Raw genomic sequence first — 20,494 nt, forward strand, 5'->3', positions numbered from 1 at the left:
ACATTGTTTCAGCGGGCTGAAACGGATTAACGAAGAGAATTACTGCGGGCGGGTGCGCAGCTGCTGAGACTGACTTTCATCGTCATGTCGACGTTCTGGAATAGCGCCACCGCCTTCGTGGCTGGTACACTGACGCTCCGCATGGGCGCCCGGGCATCGTCAAGTTCGCGTCTCAAAACATGGCTGGAACGCGTGATCGGCGGCGCCTTCATCGGCCTCGGCGTCAAACTGGCCCTTAGCAAGCAATAATGTGACCCATCTATCCCTGAAATCTGATTCCCTGGCTCATGGCCTGCACGGCGCTGCGCGCGCCATCGTCGACGTGCGCGCCGGTACCGCGCTGCCGCAAGCCCTGGCGCGCCAGTTCGCCCGGTCCGACATGACGCCGCAGGCGCGCGGCGCGATCCAGGACCTGTCTTATCTGTCGATGCGTCGGCTCGGCATGGCCGACGGCGTGCTGGCCCTGCTCGCCGACAAACCACCGCAACCGGAAATCCTGCACGGACTGCTGGCCTGTGCGCTGAGCCTGTTGCTGGATGAAGAGAATCCGGCCTACGACGCCTTCACCGTCGTCAACCAGGCCGTCGAAGCGGCTGCCGCCGACGCCGAGATGAGCCATGCCAAGGGCGTGGTCAACGCCATCCTGCGGCGCTTCCTGCGCGAGCGCGCGACGCTGCTGCCGCAAGTGGAAAAGACCCCGCCCGGCGCCTGGAATTATCCGACCTGGTGGATTGACCGCCTCAAGGGCGCCTATCCGGCCCAATGGCAGGACATCCTGCGCTCCGGCAACGCTGCGCCGCCGCTGACCCTGCGAGTAAACCGCCGCAAGTCGAACGTGCCCGATTACCTGCACCTGCTGGCCCTCAACGGCATCGGCGCGCGCCAGGTCGGAGCCGACGCGGTGCGCCTGGACAAACCACTGCCGGTGAGCCAGATCCCCGGTTTCGCCGACGGCCTGGCGTCGGTGCAAGATGCCGCGGCGCAAATGGCGGCGCCGCTGTTGGACGTGCAAGATGGCATGCGCGTACTCGACGCCTGTGCGGCGCCGGGCGGCAAGACCGGTCATCTGCTGGAATGCGCCGAGCTCGATCTGGTGGCGCTGGACCACGATCCCAAGCGCCTGCGCCGCATCGAGGAAAACCTGCAACGCCTGCAACTCAAGGCGCAACTGCTGGCCGGCGACGCCCGCGATAGCCAGGATTGGTGGGACGGCAAGCAATTCGATCGCATCCTCGCCGATGTGCCGTGCACAGCCTCGGGAATCGTGCGTCGTCATCCCGATATCCGCTGGCTGCGTCGCAAAAGCGACACGGCGCAGCTCACAACACTTTCCGCCCAAATACTCGACAATCTTTGGCAGATGCTAAAGCCGGGTGGTAAATTGCTGCTGGTGACATGCTCGTTGTGGCCGCAGGAATCGGAAGAACAGGCAGCGGCTTTTGCGCACCGCCATCAAGGCAGTGAAGGCAATTCGGACCATCGCGCCGTCCGACTGCCGGCGCCGGGCCAAATGCTGCCGACCGCCAGCGCAGAAACCGACCACGACGGCCTGTTTTATGCACTGTTTCAAAAAACTGGACCATGAATTGACGCAATCGGCTCTTATTTCCTCGGATCTGCCGTCATTCCGCCAACTTTCCCCGGCGGCGCCGACTGCATTACGACATCCGTCCCGGTGGTTGCAACGCGTGTTGCTGGCGCTGGCATTGCTGTTCTGCCAGACCTGCATCCAGGCGGCGGAAATCGATGTCACCCATGCTTCGCTGGAAGCAACCGACGACGGCTACCGTTTATCCACCTCGTATGCTTTCGAGCTCAACCGCAGCCTGGAAGACGCCCTGGTGCGCGGCGTACCGCTGTATTTCACCACCGACGTCCAGCTCACGCGGCGACGCTGGTACTGGTTCGACGAGGTCTCCATCTCGGTGTCGCGCACGGTGCGCCTTTCCTATAACGTGCTGACGCGGCAATACCATGCGTCCACCAGCGGCCAGCTGCAGCAGAGCTTTTCCTCGCTGGAAGACGCCATGTCGCTGATCCGCCGGCCGCCGCGCTGGAACATCGCCGACAAGAACACGCTCAAGTCCGGCGACATCTACAACGTCGGCCTGCGCATGCGGCTGGACGTGGCGCAGTTGCCAAAACCATTCCAGATCAACGCACTCAACAACAGCGACTGGCGGCTTTCCTCCGACTGGAAAGAATTCACCTTCAAAGTCGAATGACCCGCACCCTGCGCTATTTGCTGGTGGTGGGCGGCGGCGTCATCAGCATCCTGCTGTTCCTGCTGGCCTCCGCCTCTGAAAACTCCGCCCTGTTCGACCAGCACTATCCCTGGCTGCTGGGCCTCAACGCGCTGGCTGCGATCGCCTTGCTGCTGCTGGTGATCCTGCTGCTGACACGGCTCTACAAACGCTACCGGCGCGGCAAGTTCGGCTCCAAATTGCTGGCGCGGCTGGTGATGCTGTTCGCGCTGATCGGGATTTTGCCCGGCGCGGTGATCTATCTGGTGTCGGTACAGTTCGTATCGCGCTCGATCGAATCCTGGTTCGACGTGCGCATGGAAGCGGCGCTGGAGTCCGGCCTCAATCTCGGCCGCAATGCGCTCGATTCCTCCCTGACCGACCTGGCCTCGCGCGGGCGTGCAATGGCGCAGGAACTGGCCGACATGTCGGAGTCCGAACAGGTCACCTACCTGTCGCGCCAACGCGACCAGAGCATGGAAATCACCGTGGTCAACGCCGGCGGCCAGGTGCTGGCGACGGTGGGCGGCCGCATCGGCGTGCTCACGCCCACTCTGCCGACCACGGCGATGATGCGCCAGGCCCGTCTCTCGCGCGGCTTCTCGGTGGTGGAAAGCGATGACTCGCGCCCGCTCAACGGCGAGTCCGACGCCGACGGCAACCTGCGCCTGCACGTGGTGATCGCGGTGCCGGCCTCCTCCAAAGCCATGGGCCTGCAAAACGACAGCCGCTTCCTGCAGATCCTGCAGCCGGTGCCGGACTACCTCGCCACCAACGCCGAAACCTTGCGCCTGGCCTACAGCGAATACCAGCAACGCTCGGTGGCGCGCTCGGGGCTGCGCAAGATCTACATCGTCACGCTCACGCTGACGCTGCTGCTGGCCATCTTCGGCGCCATCGCCAGCGCCTTCCTGATCGCCAGCGACCTCGCCAAACCGCTGCTGCTGCTGGCCGAAGGCACCAAAGCGGTGGCCGAAGGCAACCTCTCGCCGCGCCCCATCGTCAGTACGTCGGACGAACTCGGCACGCTGACGCAATCGTTCAACACCATGACCCGGCAATTGCTGGAAGCGCGCACCTCGGTCGAGAAGAATCGCGCCGAGCTGGAAAACGCCAAGGCCTACCTGGAATCCGTGCTGGCCAACATGTCGGCCGGCGTGATGGTGCTCGACAGCGCATTCTGCATCGTCAGCGTCAACGACTCGGTGCGCCGCATCCTCGGCTACGACTTCAACGGCAGCACCGGCACGCCGCTGCACACCATCGACGGCCAGGCGCTGTTTGCCGAAGCCATCATCAAGGCCTTCTCGGAACAGCGCGCCCACCTCGCCGACAGCGCCGAAGACGGCCTGCACTGGCAACAGCAGATTGAACTCCCCCACCGCAGCAACAGTAACAGCGGCAGCAGCAACGGCGACGGCGCCGAAAGCAGCAAGGACGGCAGCAAGACCATCCTGCTGGCGCGCGGTTCGCACCTGCCGGTGCAAAGCGGAGTGGGCTACGTGGTCGTGTTCGATGACATCAGCAAGGTCATCTCGGCGCAGCGGTCGATCGCCTGGGGCGAAGTGGCGCGACGCCTGGCGCATGAAATCAAGAACCCGCTCACACCCATCCAGTTGTCGGCCGAACGCCTGCAGATGCGCCTGGCCGACAAGCTGCTGCCGCAGGACGCCGCCATCCTCGACAAGAGCACCACCACCATCGTCAACCAGGTCAGCGCCATGAAACGCATGGTCGACGATTTCCGCGAATACGCCAAGACGCCGCCGGCCAAGCCGTCGGCGCTCGACCTCAATGCACTGACCGAGGAAATCCTGCACCTCTACCTGGCCGGCGACGGCCGCGACACCATCCATGCGCGGCTGGCGCCGGATCTGCCGAAGGTGATGGGCGACGCCACCCAACTGCGCCAGGTCATCCACAACCTGCTGCAGAATGCGCAGGACGCGGTCGCCGAGAACGGCGGCATCACGCCGCATATCGAGGTCGTCACCGAACTGGTCAAGTACCAGGGTTCCAATGGCGTCGCCCGCAGCGCCGTGCGGCTGTCCATCACCGATAACGGGCCGGGCTTCAGTCAGAAAATTTTAGCCAGCGCCTTCGAACCTTATGTAACATCCAAACCAAAAGGGACGGGTTTGGGCTTGGCAATGGTCAAGAAAATCGTCGACGAACATGGTGGTCGCATCGATATCCAAAATCGTAGCGATACAAGAGGCGCAAAAATACTGATTTTGCTGTTAAAGTTAGCGTCCGATGCATAAGGATTAAGATTTTTCTCATTGCTGCCGTTGATACATGGGTCTTTACCAAGTAAGGTTGCGGAATTAGCCCGGCGTTATTGTGTGTCTGCGTGCCGTACTTCATGTACCGTCCAGTCATACGCCCAGCCAGATTGATTTTTGCAGCGATGCTGTAAAGAGTTCTTCGGTTGCATGGAAAATCTCAAAAATATCTAGTGAGGAAAGCAGGCACATGGCTAACATCCTGGTCGTCGATGACGAAATGGGTATCCGCGAGTTGCTCTCGGAAATTTTGGGCGATGAGGGACATGTCGTAGCAACCGCGGAGAACGCGCAACAAGCGCGCGAGTTGCGCTTGGGCAGCGTTCCGGATCTGGTGCTGCTGGATATCTGGATGCCCGACACCGACGGTGTCACCTTGCTGAAGGAATGGCAGCGCGACGGCTTGCTGACCATGCCCGTGATCATGATGTCCGGTCATGCCACCATCGACACCGCGGTCGAAGCCACGCGCATCGGCGCACTCAATTTCCTCGAAAAACCGATCGCCCTGCAAAAACTGCTCAAGGCGGTCCAGCAAGGACTGTCGCACAGCCGCGAGCCGGCGCGTCCGGTGTCGTACATCCGCCCGACCGTCGCCGCCAGCGCCGACAGTGCCGATCACCACGCGAGTCCGCTGTCGTCTTATGCACCGCCAAATGCGGTCGACACGTTGCACCATGGCCTGGCCGCCGTACCGGCCTATGCGCCGATCGCCGACAACGCCTCCAATATCTCTTTTGACCTGCCGCTGCGCGAAGCGCGCGACGCCTTCGAACGCGCCTATTTCGAATATCACCTGGTCCGCGAAAACGGCAGCATGACGCGCGTGGCCGAACGTACCGGCCTGGAACGCACGCACTTGTACCGCAAGCTCAAGCAACTCGGCGTCGAACCGGGCAAGCTGTCCAAGAAAAACGTCTAAATAGTCGACGACTGACGGCGCAACGCCGTCGGACGCCCGCCTACGCGCGACCGGACCCGCTTCGATATCAGCTTGATGCACGCTTCTCGCCGCTGTTTTCCCACCTGCTTGGCCTTACCGTAGTTTTACTGCCGCCCCGCGCCCCAGCCTGATTGCCGGCAACCCGGCCCTTGCCGCTCAGGAACCTTATTGCGCCTGCCCCATCCATCCCTGTAGGGCCGGCCGCTTTGGCCCTGCAAGCTCGCCCGTTCTTCATGTCATTTTGTCATTCGGGCAAAAGTTATCGCCGATTGCGCCGTAACCATATTCAGGAGGACGCAACAGCGACGCCGTTCAGGGCCGCCGCCGCGCCACCCTTGAAATACCCCGATATGACGCCACTTCCTTTTCAAAGCTTAAGCATTTGCACAAGGAGCCACTATGAACCTGATCTACAACAGTGAGCAATACAGCGTCGTTGAATTCGGTGCCGACCGCGACCACGAAGCCCTGCGTTTCGGCGGCTATGAAATCATGGACAAATCCGGCCAGCGCGAAATCTATATCGACGGTCCCGCCGCCGAGCTGTTCCGCAAGGACGTACAGGACCTGATCGCGACGGAACCGTCGATGGAAGACATCGATACCTTCCTCAGCAAGTACGATCTGATGATGCGTCACCCGATGACCCTGCACTGATCTGACCAGCGGCCTGCCGGCAACGGCAGCGCCGCATGTCTCCAGGTCCCGTGCCCATCGCGCACCGGGGCCTTGCTTTCTTGTCCTGCTTTCTGGTCCCGCGTTCTTGTCCCGCTTTCTTCGTCCTCCCGCTTTATAATTTCAGGCTTGCGGCGTATGCCGCGGTATTCCCCGCCTGAGCGCCTCAATGAATTCCTTGCCCATCACCAGCAGCCAGACCGGCGTCCACGAGCACTTGTCGGCGCTGGTTGCCAGGCATGCCGATGCAGCCACGCCGTTCCGCAAGCCAGTGACCGACTACAACCGGCGCGCCTTCGAGCACAGCATCGCCGCCTGGCGCCGCTGATCCTCGACACCGGCTGCGGCGTCGGGCTGTCAACGCTGAACCTGGCGGCGCAATTCCCGGATCATTTCGTCATCGGCATCGATCAGTCGGAAGATCGTCTCGGGCGCAACACGCAATGGGACGGACCGCAACCGGACAACCTGTGCTTCATCCGCGCCGACCTGGTCGACTACTGGCGCTTGCTTCTGGACGCGAGAATTTTCCCGGCGCGCCAATACCTGCTGTACCCGAATCCCTGGCCCAAGATCGGCCACCTGGCGCGACGCTGGCATGGCCACGCAGTATTCCCCAGCATCGTCGCGCTGGGCGGCGTCATCGAGTGCCGCAGCAACTGGCGGATTTACGTGGAAGAATTCGCCGCCGCGCTGACGCAGCTGAGCGGACAAGCGACGGCCTGCGAAGCCTACGCCACCGACGCGCCGATCACGCCGTTCGAGCGCAAATACCTCGCCTCGGCACACGCATTGTGGCGTTGCCGCACCGCGCTGCCGCCGCAGCAAAGCGACGCCGGCTGAAGGCGGGTTTGCGCCTGGCGCAGTATCATAGGGCCTTTTTTGCCGCCCCGATTCCAGCGCTCTTCATCATGACCCACCCCACCGGATTGTCCGCATGAGCCTCGCCGTCGTCGCTTTGGTGCTCTGCGCCGCCCTGCTGCACGCTTCCTGGAATGCCTTGCTGAAAAGCAGCGGCGACCGCCTTGCCTCGCTGACCATCATGACCATCGGCGCCGGCGTCGGCGCAATTCCGCTGGTGCTGTTCACGCCTCTGCCGCATGCGGCTGCGTGGCCCTGCATCATCCTGTCGGCGATCCTGCATACCGGCTACAACCTGTTCCTGATCCGCGCTTATCGCATCGGCGATTTCAGCCAGTCCTATCCGATTGCGCGCGGCTCGTCGCCGATGCTGGTGTCGATCGGCGCGGCCATCTTCGTCGGCGAACAGATGAGCATCTACACCTGGCTAGGCGTGGCGCTGGTCTCGATCGGCATCATCAGCCTGGCCAATATCAAAGACCGCCACAATCTGTCCGGCCCGATCGCGGCCTTCACCACCGGCGCCTTCATCGCCGCCTACACCGTCACCGACGGCATCGGCGCACGCGCGGCCGGCAACGCGCTGGCGTATTCCGGCTGGCTGTTCGTGCTCGACAGCTTCCCGCTGGCGCTGATCTTCATGTGGATGCACCGGCGCCTGCCGATGGCGGCCGAGCGCAAACAGAACTGGCTCAGCCTGGCGGGCGGCGTGATGTCTTTACTGGCTTACGGAATTGTGATCTGGGCCGTGACGCTGGCGCCCATGGGGACGGTGTCCGCCTTGCGCGAAACCTCGGTGCTGTTTGCGGCGCTGATCGGCACGCTGTTCCTGGGAGAGAAACTCACGATGCGGCGCATCCTGGCCTGCATCCTCATCACGCTCGGCGCTATCGTGCTGGGTTGGCACAGATAGCCCGAGCGTCTTTTCAACAGCGACTAAATTTCCACCTTGGTGCCCAGCTCCACCACGCGGTTGGCCGGGATGTGGAAGAAGTCCGATGGCTTGGCGCCGTTCTGGTACATCCACGCAAACAACTGCTCGCGCCACAGCGACATGCCCAGCAACTTGCTCGGCACCACCGTATCGCGCGCCAGGAAGAAGGACGTGTCCATCAGCTCGAACTCGATGCCGAACTGCGATGACGTCAGGTCGAGCACCTTGTTCACTTCCGGCGCTTCCTTGAAGCCGAAGGCCGCGCGCAGCAGGTAGACGTTGCCGCCCAGGTCCTTAAGCGTCAGGCGTTCTTCGTTGGAGACATAAGGCACGTCCCAGATGCTGATCTTGAGGAAGAACACGCGCTCGTGCAGGATGCGGTTGTGCTTGAGGTTATGCAGCAGCGCCACCGGCACGGTGTTGATGTTGCCGGTCATGAAGACCGCGGTGCCGCCGACCCGGTGCGGCGGATGCGCCAGCAGGCCTTCGACGAAGGGCTCCAGCGGAATGCCGTCATCCTTGATGCGCATGCGCAGCAACATGCGCCCCGAATACCAGGTCATCAGCAGGAAGAACGCCACGCCGCCGAGCAGCAGCGGGAACCAGCCGCCGTCGGCGATCTTCAGCAGATTGGCCGTGAAGAACGCCAGGTCGACCGTGATGAAAGCGCCGATCACCAGCGTCACCAGCACCGGGTGCCATTTCCACTCGGCGCGCATGACCACCCCCGCCAGCATCGTGGTGATCACCATCGTGGTCGTCACCGCGACGCCGTACGCCGCCGCCAGATTGTCCGATTTCTTGAACGCCAGCACCACCGCCACCACCAGCACCAGCAGCATCCAGTTGATCAGCGGGATATAGATCTGGCCGCGCTCGTCTTCCGACGTGTGAAGGATGCGCATGCGCGGCACGAAGCCCAGCAGAATCGCCTGGCTGGTCAGCGAGAACGCGCCCGAGATCACCGCCTGCGAGGCAATCACCGTGGCGAACGTCGCCAGCACCACCATCGGCACCAGCAGCATGTCCGGCACCATCAGGTAGAACGGATTCTTGATCGCCTCAGGGTTCGACAACAGGTTGGCGCCCTGGCCGAAGTAATTGATCACCAGGCAAGGCATCACGGTGTACAACCACGCGAAGCGGATCGGCCGGATGCCGAAGTGGCCCATGTCGGCATACAAGGCTTCGGCGCCGGTCAGCACCAGCACCACCGAACCGAGCACGATGAAGGCCTGCAGCGAATGCTCGATCATGAAATGCACGGCGTAATACGGATTGATCGCCACCAGGATGTCCGGCGCCTTGAGGATGTGATACAGGCCCAGCGCGCCCAGCGAAATGAACCACAGGAACATGATCGGCCCGAACAGCTTGCCCACCAGATTGGTGCCGTGGCGCTGGATCAGGAACAGGCCGGTCAGGATCGCCAGCGTCAGCGGGATCACGTAATGCGAGGTCCCCGGCGCGGCGATGTCCATGCCCTCCACCGCCGACAGCACCGAAATGGCCGGCGTGATCACCACGTCGCCATAGAACATGCAGGCGCCGAACACGCCCAGCATCATCAGCAGCTTGGCGCGTGGCGAGCCATTGACGGCGGTGCGCAGCGACAGCGCCATCAGCGCCAGCACGCCGCCTTCGCCGTTGTTGTCGGCGCGCATGACGAACAGCACGTACTTGAGCGAGACCACGATCGTGATCGACCAGAACAGCATTGAAATGATGCCCAGCACGGCGTCGGGCGAAAACGCGATGCCGTGTTCCGGACTGAAGCACTCTTTCAACGCATACAGCGGGCTGGTGCCGATATCGCCGAACACGACGCCGAGGGCCGCCAGAGTGATGATGTGGAGTTTTTGCGACCGGAAGGAATAATTTGGTCTGACCTGAGTTGAACTCATTGTTTTCCCGTATTTGATTTGATGCTCATGTCTGCAGCGTTTTAGTCGTCACTTAGTCGGCACTTAGTCGTCGTTGTAGTCTAGTGTCGACCCGCAGCTTTTAATGCGCGTTGCGCCGGTGAAACCGGATAGCGCGTACTTTATCGCACTATCCCCCCTCCGGGATGCTGCGTTGTGCAAAGGCATCTACCGGATGGCTCAGTCTTGACATCGGCGCGCCGGCGAGCATCGCGGTCCGGAGAGGCGCGGCGAGTTTTGTGGAAAAACGCAAGTCGCGGCTATAGCTCCCAAAATGCAGCGAAAAACGCATAAAGATATGCGATAAACGCGTTTTTCATTCGGCGAGCGTCTTTATATACTCCTAGCTCATAAAGAACGGCGATTTCACCCGCGTTTGTTCTTAAGCCCTCTTCCACCAGAACGAGGTCCCCGCTTTTACCGGAGCATCCATGTTTGCCAAACGACTTCTCTGCGCCGCGCTGAGCCTCGGCCTGCTGACCGCCGGCCTCGCCGCCACCGCCCCCGCACGCGCCCAAGGCCAGCTGCAGTTACGTATTGCCGAACAATTCGGCGTCGTCTATTTATTGCTGAACGTCGCCCAGGACCAGAAACTGATCGAAAAGCACGGCAAGGCCGCTGGCGTGGACATCAAGGTGGAGTGGCTCAAGCTCTCCGGCGGCTCGGCCATCAACGACGCCCTGCTGTCGGGCTCGGTCGACATCGCCGGGGCCGGCGTGGGGCCGCTGCTGACCATCTGGGACCGCACCTATGGCCGGCAGAACGTGCGCGGCGCGGCCTCGCTGGGCAACTTCCCCTACTACCTGGTGAGCAACAATCCCAAGGTCAAGACCATCGCCGACTTCACCGACAAGGACCGCATCGCGCTGCCCGCCGTCGGCGTCTCGGTGCAATCGCGCGTGCTGCAACTGGCCTCGGCCAAGCAATGGGGCGACGCCCAGTACAACAAGCTCGACAAGATCAGCGTGGCCGTGCCGCATCCCGACGCCGCCGCGGCGATCATCAACGGCGGCACCGAGATCAGCGCCCACTTCGGCAACCCGCCGTTTCAGGATCAGGAACTGGCCGGCAATCCCAAGGCGCACATCGTGCTGAACTCCTACCAGGTGCTAGGCGGTCCGTCATCGGCCACGGTGCTGTATGCCACCGAGAAATTCCGCAAGGATAATCCCAAGACCTACAAGGCCTTCCTGGACGCGCTCGATGAAGCCGCCAAATTCATCGCCGCCAATCCCGACAAGGCCGCCGATACCTACATCCGCGTCAGCAACGCCAAGATCGACCGCAACCTGCTGCTGAAGATCATCAAGAACCCCGAAGTGCAGTTCAAGATCGCGCCGCAGAATACCTATCCGCTGGCCGAATTCATGCACCGCGTCGGCGCCATCAAGAACAAGCCGGCCTCGGTGAAGGATTACTTCTTCGACGACGCCCACATCAATGGAGGCAGCTGAGATGCGCGCCACGTCCCTCATCGCGGCAGCAGTCGCAGTCATCACGCTCACAGTGAGCGCCGCCCATGCCCAGCCCGGCAGCTGATCTGCACAATCCGCACAATCCCGATGCGCCGATCCTGCGCGCCGTCGGCGAACACACGCCGCTGCTGCAGGTCGACCGCGTCGGCCTGCAATACCGCAGCGCCACCGCCGTGGTGCAAGCCACGCACGATGTCAGTTTCGACGTCTACCCGGCCGACCGTTTCGTGCTGCTGGGGCCGTCCGGCTGCGGCAAGTCGAGCCTGCTGAAAGCCGTCGCCGGTTTCCTCAAACCGGCCGCCGGCGAGATCCGCCTGGACGGCGCCGCAATCCATCAACCTGGTCCGGATCGCATCGTGGTGTTCCAGGAATTCGACCAGCTGCCGCCGTGGAAAACCGTCAAGCAGAACGTCATGTTCCCGTTGCTGGCTTCACGCACCTTGGGCAAGCGCGAAGCGGCCGAACGCGCGCTGCACTACCTCGACAAGGTCGGCCTCGGAAAATTCGCCGACGCCTATCCGCACACGCTGTCGGGCGGCATGAAAGCGCGTGTCGCGATTGCGCGCGCGCTGGCCATGCAGCCCAAGATCCTGCTCATGGATGAACCCTTTGCCGCGCTCGACGCGCTGACCCGCCGCAAGATGCAGGAAGAACTGCTGATCCTGTGGGAAGAGGTGCGCTTCACGCTGCTGTTCGTCACCCACTCGATTGAAGAGGCGCTGGTGGTCGGCAACCGCATCCTGCTGCTGTCGCCGCATCCGGGCCGCGTGCGCGCCGAGATCAACAGCCATCAATACGACCTGCAAAGCCTGGGCGGCGTCGGCTTCCAGGAAACCGCGCGGCGCATCCATCGCCTGTTGTTCGACGAACGCTCTGGGCATCCGGAACCGGCGCATGTCAATTTCAAGGATGTGCGCTTCTCATATTGAGCAGTGCGATCCCGTCCATCTCATTACCCGGCCTGCCATGAGCATTTCTCCCCCCATCCGCGACGAATATGAAATTGCCCTGACGCCGCTCGACGACGTCCCGCTGGAACGCACGCTGTCACTGCCGCAGCGCATCTGGCAGCAAAGCTGGGTGCGCAAGGCGGCGATCCTGCTGGTGCTGGCGCTGATCTGGGAAATCATCGCGCGTATCCAGGACAACGATCTGCTCTTGCCGAGCTTCGCGCAGACTGCACACGCCTTCGCTGACGGCGTCATCACCGGCGAGCTGATCGGCAAGGTGTGGATCTCGCTCAAGGTGCTGGTCAAGGGCTACCTGATCGGCATCGCGCTGGCGTTCGCGCTGACCACGCTGGCGGTGTCGACCCAACTCGGCCGCGATCTGCTGAGCACGCTGACGTCGATGTTCAATCCGCTGCCGGCGATTGCGATGTTGCCGCTGGCTTTACTATGGTTCGGACTCGGCGAGAACAGCCTGATTTTTGTGCTGGTGCATTCGGTATTGTGGGCTTTGGCGTTAAATACCTATGCGGGATTCCTGGGCGTGTCGGACACCCTGCGGATGGCCGGGCGCAATTATGGCTTGCGCGGTCTGCGGTTCGTGCTGTTCATGCTGGTGCCGGCGGCCTTGCCTTCGATCCTTGCCGGATTGCGCATCGGCTGGGCGTTTGCGTGGCGTACGCTGATTGCTGCGGAATTGGTGTTCGGGGCTTCCAGCGGCAAGGGCGGGCTGGGCTGGTATATTTTTCAGAATCGCAATGAGCTGTATACCGACAAGGTGTTTGCGGGGTTGGCGATGGTTATCTTGATTGGGTTGGTGGTGGAGAATTTCGGGTTTAATACTATTGAAAAGCTGACTGTTAAGCGGTGGGGGATGCAGCGGTAGGCTGTGTCTTTTGTGTTTTGTCCCGACTTCGCGTTTATCGGTAGCTTCTTCTGTTCTTTCTTCGATCAACCCTGCCGGGGGTAGCCCGGCAAAGGTTGATCGAAGAAATATCCGTCTTAGCTACCGACAAACAAAAGTCGGAACAACCGACGCATACATCACCAAGCCGCCAAAATCCCACCCTTGAACTCCGCATCAATAAACTTCTTCACCTCATCCGACTGATAAGCCTTCACCAGCTTGGGCAACCAAACCTGATCCTTGTCCTTCTCCCGCACCGCAATCAGGCAAGCATAAGGACTGTCGCCGTTTTCCACGACCAGACTGTCGCGCACCGGATGCAACCCGGCCTTCGCCGCATAATCCGCATTCACCGCCGACGCATCCAGATCATCCAAAGTACGCGGCAATTGCGCCGCATCGATCTCGATGAACTTCCACTTCTTCGGATTATCGACAATGTCGATCGGCGTCGCATTGATGCCGGTCAGGGGATCGATACCTGTGCGCAATTTGATCGCGCCATGCTTCTGCAACAGCAACAAGACGCGACTCTCGTTGGCCGGATCATTCGGAATCCCGATCTTGGCGCCGGCCGGAATGTCGCTCAGGCTGCGGTATTTTTTGGAGTAGATCGCCATCGGTCCGATGAAGGTGCGCCCGGTGCCGAACAGCTTGTAGCCGCGCGCCTTGATCTGCGCGTTGAAGAAGGGTCGATGCTGGAAACTGTTGGCGTCGAGCTCGCCCGCATCGAGCGCGGCGTCCGGTTGGATGTAGTCGTTGAACTCGACGATCTGGATTTTGTAGCCCGGATTGCTGCGCTCGAAGACGCGCTTGACCACTTCAAAAATCTGCGCGTGCGGGCCGCTGGTGACGCCCACCTTCAAGGTCTTTTCCTGCGCCGCGGCAGTCATGGAAAAAGTTGTTGCAACGCTCGCCAACAATAAACCGGTAAAACCAGCCGTCAGCAAACGGGTAAAAAATCGCGCCATGAATCTTCCTCAAATAGCGCTAATTTATCTGCCGTCCGCCGCGAACAAAACGAATCTTTTGGCGCTTGAATATGCGCTTTCCAATCGTGCAGAAAAACAAGCGATCAATCAGGCGATCAACAACTCTCGCGGTTCTTCCTCAACCTGCCGGCGCGCCGCTGCAGAAGGCACGGCGGCAATCAGCGAACGGGTATAGTCATGCTGCGGCGCCTGCCAGATGCTGTTGTGGTCGCCCGACTCGACGATGCGCCCGCCGTTCATCACCAGCACCTTGTCGGCGATGTAGCGCACCACCGAGAGGTCATGCGAGATGAACAGATACGACAGGCCGAATTCGCGCTTGAGGTCGACCAGCAGGTTCAGTATCTGCGCCTGCACCGAGACGTCGAGCGCCGATACCGGCTCGTCGCAGATCACCAGCGCCGGTTTCAGCACCAGCGCGCGGGCGATGCCGATGCGTTGGCGCTGGCCGCCGGAGAACTGGTGCGGATAACTGCGCAAGGCGCGCTGCGGCAGGCCGACCAGGTCGACGATCTGCTCGATGCGGCGGCGACGTTCGGTCTTGTCCTTGACGTCGTGGATCACCAGCGCGGCGTCGAGGATCTCGGCCACCGTGTGGCGCGGATTGAGCGAGGCGTACGGGTCCTGGAAAATCATCTGCACGCGGCGGCGATACGGGCGCAGGCGCGCACTGTCGAGCTGTGCAATGTCGTCGCCGTCGAGCAGTATCTTGCCGGCGCTGGCATCGACCAGCCGCACGATGGTCTTCGACAGCGTGGATTTTCCGCAGCCGGATTCGCCGACCAGGCCGACCGATTCGCCTGCGGCGATATCGAAGGACACGCCCTTGACCGCGTGCACCACGCTGTTGCGCGAACGGTAGTGAGTGTGCACATCCTGCAGCGACAGCAAGGCTTTCGCATCCGGATCCAAGGGCAAGAGTGACGATAACGGCTGCGCATGCGCACGTTCGGTCAGCGTGAAAATGCGTTCGCCGTCTTCGATCCCGGTGCGGATTTCGGGTAGCCGGCCGTCGCGGTAGTGATAATCCTGCTCCATCTGCAACGACGCGCCCAGCAGGCCGCGCGTGTAAGGATGTTGCGGCCGGTCGAACAGGATGGCGCTGCTCGCCTCCTCCACTTTGCGGCCGCCGTACATGACGGCGACACGGTCGGCCCATTGCTCGACCACGGCCAGATCGTGCGTGATCAGCAGCACCGCCATCGACAGGTCGCGGCGCAGCTGGCCCAGCAACTCAAGGATCTGCGCCTGGATGGTGACGTCCAGCGCGGTGGTCGGCTCGTCCGCGACCAGCAGGCGCGGATGGCAAGACACCGCCATGGCGATCATCACGCGCTGGCGCTGTCCGCCCGACAGGTTGTGCGGATAGTCGTTGAAACGGCGCTGCGGCTCGGGAATGCGCACCAGTTCCAGCAACTCGATCGCGCGCGCCTTGGCGGCCTGCGGCGACAGCGGCTGATGCAGGCGGATCGCCTCGACCACCTGCCGGCCGATGGTCAGCACCGGATTGAGCGAGGTCATCGGTTCCTGAAAGATCATCGAAATCGCATTGCCGCGCAAAGCGCAGATCTCGTCCTCCGGCAGCGCCGACAAGTCGCGTCCTTCGAACACGATGTTGCCCGATACCTGCGCGCTCGGCGGCAGCAGGCGCAGCAGCGACAGCGCCGTGGTCGACTTGCCGCAACCGGATTCACCCACCAGCGCCAGCGTCTCGCCGGCGGCGATGCCGAAGCTGAGATCCTTCACGGCGTCGTGGCCGGGAAAGGACACGTTGAGGTTGCGGATGTCGAGGAGCTGGCTCATGGGATTCTTCCTGTGGTGATGCTTATGCTGGTACGTCGGTGCGTTTATTCGTGCGATAGCGCGCGCCGGTGTGCTGCTGCGGCAAGCGTGCGCCGCTGCCGGTAAACAACTTTTCGCGCAAGGTGCCCGGCGCATAGTCGTGCTTGTAGGAACCGCGCGTCTGCAGCTCCGGAATCACCAGGTCGACGAAGGCTTCGAAGCTCTCCGGCGTGACCGTGCGCGTGAGGTTGAAACCGTCGATGTCGGTCTCGCGTATCCACGCTTCCAGTTCGTCCGCCACCTGCTGCGGCGAGCCGATGATGGTGGCGTAGCGTCCGCCCAGTTCCAGTTGCTCCAGCAGCTTGCGCTTGGTCCAGTTGAGTTCGGGATTGGTCACGGTCTTGACCAGCGATTCGATGGAATTGGTCTTGACCTGGCGGATCGGCTCGTCCAGTTCGTACTGCGAGAAATCGATACCGGTGCCGCTGGAGAAATGCGCGAGCCCGGCTTCGGGACTGGCGTAGCGTGCGTACTCGGCGTACTTTTCGCGCGCTTCCTTTTCAGTCGGCGCGACCACCACGGTCAGGCCCATGAATATCTTGACGTCGTCCGCCTGGCGCCCTTCCCGCACCGCGCCCTCGCGGATGCCGGTGACCAGCTTGCGCACCGCCTCCTTGCTCTGGCCGGAGACGAACACACACTCCGCATGGCGTGCGCCGAAGGCCTGGCCGCGGCCGGACGAGCCCGCCTGGTACAGCACAGGCGTGCGTTGGCGCGACGGTTCGCTGAGATGGTAGCCCTCGACCTTGTAGTAATCGCCGCTATGCTTGATCTTGTGCACCTTGTCCGGCTGCGCGTAGATGCGGTTCTGGCGATCGCGAATGACGGCATCGTCTTCCCAGCTGCCTTCCCACAACTTGTAGACCACTTCCATGAACTCATCGGCGCGATCGTAGCGCTGGTCGTGTTCCAGCTGTTCCGACAGACCCATCGCGCGCGCGGCGCTGTCGAGGTAACCGGTGACGATGTTCCAGCCGACCCGGCCCTTGGTCAGGTGATCCAGCGTGGACATGCGCCGGGCGAACAGGAACGGCGCCTCGTAAGTCAGGTTGGCGGTAATGCCGAAGCCGAGGTGTTCGGTGACGAAACCCATCGCCGAGATCAGCAGCAGCGGATCGTTGACCGGCAACTGGATCGACTCGCGCAGCGTGATGTCGACCGAGTTTTGGTAAACGTCGTAGACGCCGACGATGTCGGCCAGGAACAGGCCGTCGAATTTGCCGCGCTCGAGCAGCTTGGCGAGATCGGTCCAGTAGGCGATGTCGGTGTAATCCTGCGAACGGTCGCGCGGATGCGTCCACAAGCCGTGGTTGATGTGGTTCACGCAATTCATGTTGAACGCGTTGAGGCGGATTTCTTTTTTGTCGCTATTGCTCATGCTGCGTCCGCGGTCGCGTATTCGGGTTCGAGCTGGACGTCGAGCGCTTCGTTGAAACGCGCGAAGAAGGCGCACAGCGCGGTGCGCAAGGTCAGTTCGACGATCTGCGACTCCGAGAAATGCTCACGCAGGCGCCTCACCAGGCTGTCGCCGACGCGTTGCCGCGTGACCGCCAGCGCATAGTCGCGCACCAGCAATTCGACCGGGCCGAGACCGGGCACGTCAGCGTCGAGGATGCGCTCGACGGTTTCCGCCGATACATGCTGTGCGACCAGCTTGGGTGCGTGGTGCGAGACGCAGTAGCTGCATTCGTTGGCCTTGGAGGCGGTTACCAGCACGATTTCCAGGTGCAGCTTGGAGATATTGCCTTCGGCGGCGAACTGCAGCAGCAGGCCGTAGATGTGTTCGATCGAGGCCGGGCGATGCGCCAGCACGCCGAGCATGTTGCCGAAGGCGCCGTATTCGTTTTCGACCTTCTCGAAGATCGTGCGTGCCGCCCCCTCGGGCAGCTGGTTGGACAACAAGGTGGATACGCGTGCCATGGTGTTTCTCCTATTTTCTGTCGCGCGGATCGAGCACGTCGGCCAGTCCGTCGCCTAATAAATTCAATGCCAGCACCGTGATCACAATCGCAATGCCGGGAATCGTCGTGATGTACCAGTCGGTGCGGATCACTTCACGACCCGAGCCGACCATGTTGCCCCAGCTCACCGCATTGGGGTCGCCCAGGCCGAGGAAGGCCAGGCTGGATTCGGTGAGGATGGCGGTAGCCACCATCAGCGAAGTCGACACCAGGATCGGGGTCAACGTGTTGGGCAAGATATCCCGCAGCATGATGCGCAGATCGGTGGCGCCGAGGGCCGCGCTGGCCTGCACCATTTCACTGTGGCGCAGCTTGAGCACCTCGGCGCGCACCAGCCGCGCCAGGCTCGGCCAGGCGGTCACGCCGATGGCCAGCGCAATCGTCGCCAGATTCGGCTGCACCACCGCCACGATTGCCAACGCGAACAGGAAGGATGGAATGGTCTGAAAGAATTCCGTCACGCGCATCAGCACCGCATCGGCCAGGCCGCCGTAGTAACCGGCCAGCAAGCCGCCGCTGATGCCCAGCACCAGCGCAAGCAAGGTCGACACCACGGCAATCAGCAGCGACACGCGCGCGCCGTGGAAGATGCCGCTCAGCAGATCGCGGCCGAGCATGTCGCTGCCGAGCAAATGCGCAGCGTCGACGCCGGGATGCAGGAAAGGCTCCGCCACCATGTCCAGCGGATCGCCCGGGAACAGCAAGGGCGAGGACAGCGCCATCAGCACCACCAGCAACAGCAGCACGCCGCCGATCAGTGCCGACGGCGAACGCAGCAGGCGCGCGAACCAGCCGCGCGTGGCCGGCGCGGCGATCAGGCTGGCGGGAGCGTCGGCAGTACTCAATGCCAGCGTGGAAACAAGTTCGCTCATTGCAGATTCACTTTCAGCTCAGGCAAAATACTCAGGCAAAACGGATACGCGGATCGAGGCGGGTATAGACGAAGTCGACCACCCAGTTCACCACGATCACGACGATGGAACTGCACAGCAGGATGCCGAGCAGCAGATTGAAGTCGCGCTGGAACAAGGCCTCGAACGCCAGCCGTCCCAGGCCGGGCCAGGAGAACACGGTTTCCACCAGCACCGCGCCGCCGATGATGGAGCTGACCTGCACGCCCAGCATCGTGACCAGCGGCAGCAAGGCATTCCTCAGCACGTGCGTGAACAGCACGCGCGGCGGCCGCGCGCCCTTGGCGACGGCGGTACGCACGAAATCCTGGCGCCGCACTTCGACCATGGTGGCGCGCATCAGGCGCGTGTAGACCGCCATGTAGAACAGGCCCAGCGTCACCGCCGGCAACACCAGATGACGGGCGACGTCGAGGATGTATTTCCAGCCGGTGTAGCCGGCCTCGATCGTGAACATGCCGCCGACCGGCAACCAGTCGAGCCAGACCGAGAACACCACCACCAGCATCAGGCCGATCCAGAACAACGGCGTGGCGAAGAACACCAGCGCCAGCGTCGAGATCACGACATCGGCAATGCGCCCGGCACGGTAGGCGGCGATCGCACCGAGCGTGGCGCCGGCCACGACCGCGAACAAGATGCTCGCGCCCATCAGCAGCAAGGTCGCCGGCACGCGTTCGCCGATCAGTTGCGCCACCGGCATGCCGTGGCGGAACGAGTAGCCGAGATTGAAGTGCGCGAGATTGAGTATGTATTTCCAGAACTGCACCAGCAGCGGTTGGTCGAGGCCGAACTGCGCCCGCAGCGCCGCCATGTATTCCGGCGTCGCCGCGCCGGCCTCCCCTGCCAGCACCTGGGCGGCGTCGCCCGGCGCCAGTTGTAGCAGGAAGAAGTTGATGATGGTGACGCCGAGCGCCACGCTGACCAGCTGCAGCAGGCGGCGCACGACGATGCTCCGGATCTTCATTTGGCGGCCTGTGGCGGTGCCGATGCGGTAGCCTGCGCCGCGTTGGCGACCTTCGGCGCGTTGTCGAACCAGGCATTCTTGAGCGAGCTGTAGATCTGGTCGACGCCGGCGACGGTGTCCTTCAGGTTGGCGGCCTGCACGGTGAAGAAGTGCAGCTCAAGCAGCGGAATCGACGGCAGGTCGGTCTGCACGCGTTGCTGCAGTTTCCTGAACAGCGCGACGCGTTCGGTCTGGCTGGCCGAGGACTGGGCCTGTTCGATCAGCTTGTCGGCTTCGGCGTTGCGGTAACCGGAACCATTGCTCCACGGGATATTCTTGCCGACCGAATCGCTCCAGTAAGCGCGCGTCACGCCGACCAGCGGATCGGCAAAGCCGGCGAACCATACCACCGACAAGTCGTAGTCGCGATCGCCGTAGACGCGCTTGGTGTAGGTCGGCGTGTCTTGCGCGCGCACGTTGACGTCGATGCCGATGCGTTTCAGCGCCTGCTTGATGTATTCGCCGCTGCGCTTGTAGTCGTCGCCGTAAGGCAGGTAGTCGAGATTGATGCGCAGGCGGGTGCCGTCGGCGCCGCGCTTGAGGCCGGCTTCATCGAGCAGGGCTTCGGTCACGCAAACGTCGTTTGTAAC

19 protein-coding genes and 1 pseudogene are annotated in these 20,494 nt (G+C 62.3%); 12 read left to right on the forward strand and 8 right to left on the reverse strand.

Annotated elements, in window-relative coordinates; genetic code table 11:
• Positions 1–84 precede the first annotated feature (84 nt).
• The 8 genes and pseudogenes from HLUSI_RS33035 (at position 85) to HLUSI_RS0122335 (ending at position 7,920) form a co-directional block, all read left to right on the forward strand.
• Positions 85–249, forward strand: coding sequence for a hypothetical protein (locus tag HLUSI_RS33035; protein WP_016836069.1), 165 nt, complete (start codon positions 85–87; stop codon positions 247–249).
• 1 nt (position 250) lies between these two features.
• Entirely contained in the window at positions 251–1,585 is a 1,335-nt protein-coding gene (rsmB, locus tag HLUSI_RS0122305; RefSeq protein ID WP_016836070.1) for a 16S rRNA (cytosine(967)-C(5))-methyltransferase RsmB, read from the forward strand.
• Positions 1,557–2,225: a DUF4390 domain-containing protein gene (locus HLUSI_RS0122310; RefSeq protein WP_083831026.1), complete on the forward strand. Its 669-nt coding sequence runs from the start codon at positions 1,557–1,559 to the stop codon at positions 2,223–2,225. The genes rsmB and HLUSI_RS0122310 overlap by 29 nt, the downstream gene beginning before the upstream one ends.
• Positions 2,222–4,507, forward strand: a complete 2,286-nt coding sequence (locus HLUSI_RS0122315; protein WP_016836072.1) for a sensor histidine kinase — start codon at positions 2,222–2,224, stop codon at positions 4,505–4,507. The genes HLUSI_RS0122310 and HLUSI_RS0122315 overlap by 4 nt, the downstream gene beginning before the upstream one ends.
• Positions 4,508–4,718: 211 nt before the next feature.
• Positions 4,719–5,450 (forward strand): response regulator, encoded by a 732-nt coding sequence (locus tag HLUSI_RS0122320; RefSeq protein WP_016836073.1) that lies wholly within the window; start codon positions 4,719–4,721, stop codon positions 5,448–5,450.
• Between the two features lie 420 nt (positions 5,451–5,870).
• Entirely contained in the window at positions 5,871–6,128 is a 258-nt protein-coding gene (locus HLUSI_RS0122325) for a BTH_I0359 family protein (protein WP_016836074.1), read from the forward strand.
• Positions 6,129–6,315: 187 nt separating this feature from the next.
• Positions 6,316–6,989 (forward strand): annotated as a pseudogene (gene trmB, locus HLUSI_RS30080) (tRNA (guanine(46)-N(7))-methyltransferase TrmB).
• A 94-nt stretch (positions 6,990–7,083) separates the two neighbouring features.
• On the forward strand, positions 7,084–7,920 hold the full coding sequence (locus HLUSI_RS0122335) for a DMT family transporter (protein ID WP_016836075.1): 837 nt from the start codon (positions 7,084–7,086) through the stop codon (positions 7,918–7,920).
• A 23-nt stretch (positions 7,921–7,943) separates the two neighbouring features.
• Here the strand turns inward: HLUSI_RS0122335 and HLUSI_RS0122340 are convergent, their stop codons facing one another.
• The gene (locus tag HLUSI_RS0122340; RefSeq protein ID WP_016836077.1) at positions 7,944–9,845 is read right to left on the reverse strand and encodes a potassium transporter Kup; all 1,902 of its coding nucleotides are present in this window, start codon (positions 9,843–9,845) and stop codon (positions 7,944–7,946) included.
• A 449-nt stretch (positions 9,846–10,294) separates the two neighbouring features.
• Here HLUSI_RS0122340 and HLUSI_RS0122345 point away from each other — a divergent pair, with 449 nt between their 5' ends.
• The 3 genes from HLUSI_RS0122345 to HLUSI_RS0122355 all read left to right on the forward strand — a co-directional run bounded on the left by HLUSI_RS0122345 (position 10,295) and on the right by HLUSI_RS0122355 (position 13,171).
• Positions 10,295–11,317, forward strand: coding sequence for an ABC transporter substrate-binding protein (locus HLUSI_RS0122345; protein WP_016836079.1), 1,023 nt, complete (start codon positions 10,295–10,297; stop codon positions 11,315–11,317).
• Positions 11,318–11,382: 65 nt separating this feature from the next.
• The gene (locus tag HLUSI_RS0122350; RefSeq protein WP_016836080.1) at positions 11,383–12,267 is read left to right on the forward strand and encodes an ABC transporter ATP-binding protein; all 885 of its coding nucleotides are present in this window, start codon (positions 11,383–11,385) and stop codon (positions 12,265–12,267) included.
• A gap of 37 nt (positions 12,268–12,304) precedes the next feature.
• Positions 12,305–13,171, forward strand: coding sequence for an ABC transporter permease (locus HLUSI_RS0122355; RefSeq protein ID WP_016836081.1), 867 nt, complete (start codon positions 12,305–12,307; stop codon positions 13,169–13,171).
• A gap of 158 nt (positions 13,172–13,329) precedes the next feature.
• Here the strand turns inward: HLUSI_RS0122355 and HLUSI_RS0122360 are convergent, their stop codons facing one another.
• On the reverse strand, positions 13,330–14,085 hold the full coding sequence (locus HLUSI_RS0122360) for a MetQ/NlpA family ABC transporter substrate-binding protein (RefSeq protein ID WP_016836082.1): 756 nt from the start codon (positions 14,083–14,085) through the stop codon (positions 13,330–13,332).
• Here HLUSI_RS0122360 and HLUSI_RS33345 point away from each other — a divergent pair.
• Positions 14,084–14,359 (forward strand): hypothetical protein, encoded by a 276-nt coding sequence (locus HLUSI_RS33345; RefSeq protein WP_162098090.1) that lies wholly within the window; start codon positions 14,084–14,086, stop codon positions 14,357–14,359. The genes HLUSI_RS0122360 and HLUSI_RS33345 overlap by 2 nt on opposite strands.
• On the opposite strand, the gene HLUSI_RS0122365 is transcribed toward HLUSI_RS33345, so the two are convergent.
• The 6 genes from HLUSI_RS0122365 to HLUSI_RS0122390 all read right to left on the reverse strand — a co-directional run.
• A complete protein-coding gene (locus tag HLUSI_RS0122365) occupies positions 14,272–15,987 on the reverse strand; it encodes an ABC transporter ATP-binding protein (protein ID WP_016836083.1) in 1,716 nt (571 codons plus the stop codon). The genes HLUSI_RS33345 and HLUSI_RS0122365 overlap by 88 nt on opposite strands.
• A 22-nt stretch (positions 15,988–16,009) precedes the next feature.
• Positions 16,010–17,404: an LLM class flavin-dependent oxidoreductase gene (locus tag HLUSI_RS0122370; protein ID WP_016836084.1), complete on the reverse strand. Its 1,395-nt coding sequence runs from the start codon at positions 17,402–17,404 to the stop codon at positions 16,010–16,012.
• Positions 17,401–17,946 carry a carboxymuconolactone decarboxylase family protein gene (locus HLUSI_RS0122375; RefSeq protein ID WP_016836085.1) on the reverse strand — a complete coding sequence of 182 codons (546 nt, stop codon included), beginning with the start codon at positions 17,944–17,946 and terminating at the stop codon, positions 17,401–17,403. The genes HLUSI_RS0122370 and HLUSI_RS0122375 overlap by 4 nt, the downstream gene beginning before the upstream one ends.
• 10 nt (positions 17,947–17,956) lie before the next feature.
• A complete protein-coding gene (locus HLUSI_RS0122380; RefSeq protein WP_016836086.1) occupies positions 17,957–18,859 on the reverse strand; it encodes an ABC transporter permease in 903 nt (300 codons plus the stop codon).
• A 31-nt stretch (positions 18,860–18,890) separates the two neighbouring features.
• Positions 18,891–19,865: an ABC transporter permease gene (locus HLUSI_RS0122385; RefSeq protein WP_016836087.1), complete on the reverse strand. Its 975-nt coding sequence runs from the start codon at positions 19,863–19,865 to the stop codon at positions 18,891–18,893.
• A partial coding sequence (locus tag HLUSI_RS0122390) for an ABC transporter substrate-binding protein (RefSeq protein WP_040503785.1) occupies positions 19,862–20,494 on the reverse strand: 633 nt, incomplete at its 5' end. The genes HLUSI_RS0122385 and HLUSI_RS0122390, both read right to left, overlap by 4 nt.

It is taken from the genome of Herbaspirillum lusitanum P6-12 (assembly GCF_000256565.1).
In the GTDB taxonomy this organism is placed as follows: domain Bacteria; phylum Pseudomonadota; class Gammaproteobacteria; order Burkholderiales; family Burkholderiaceae_D; genus Herbaspirillum; species Herbaspirillum lusitanum.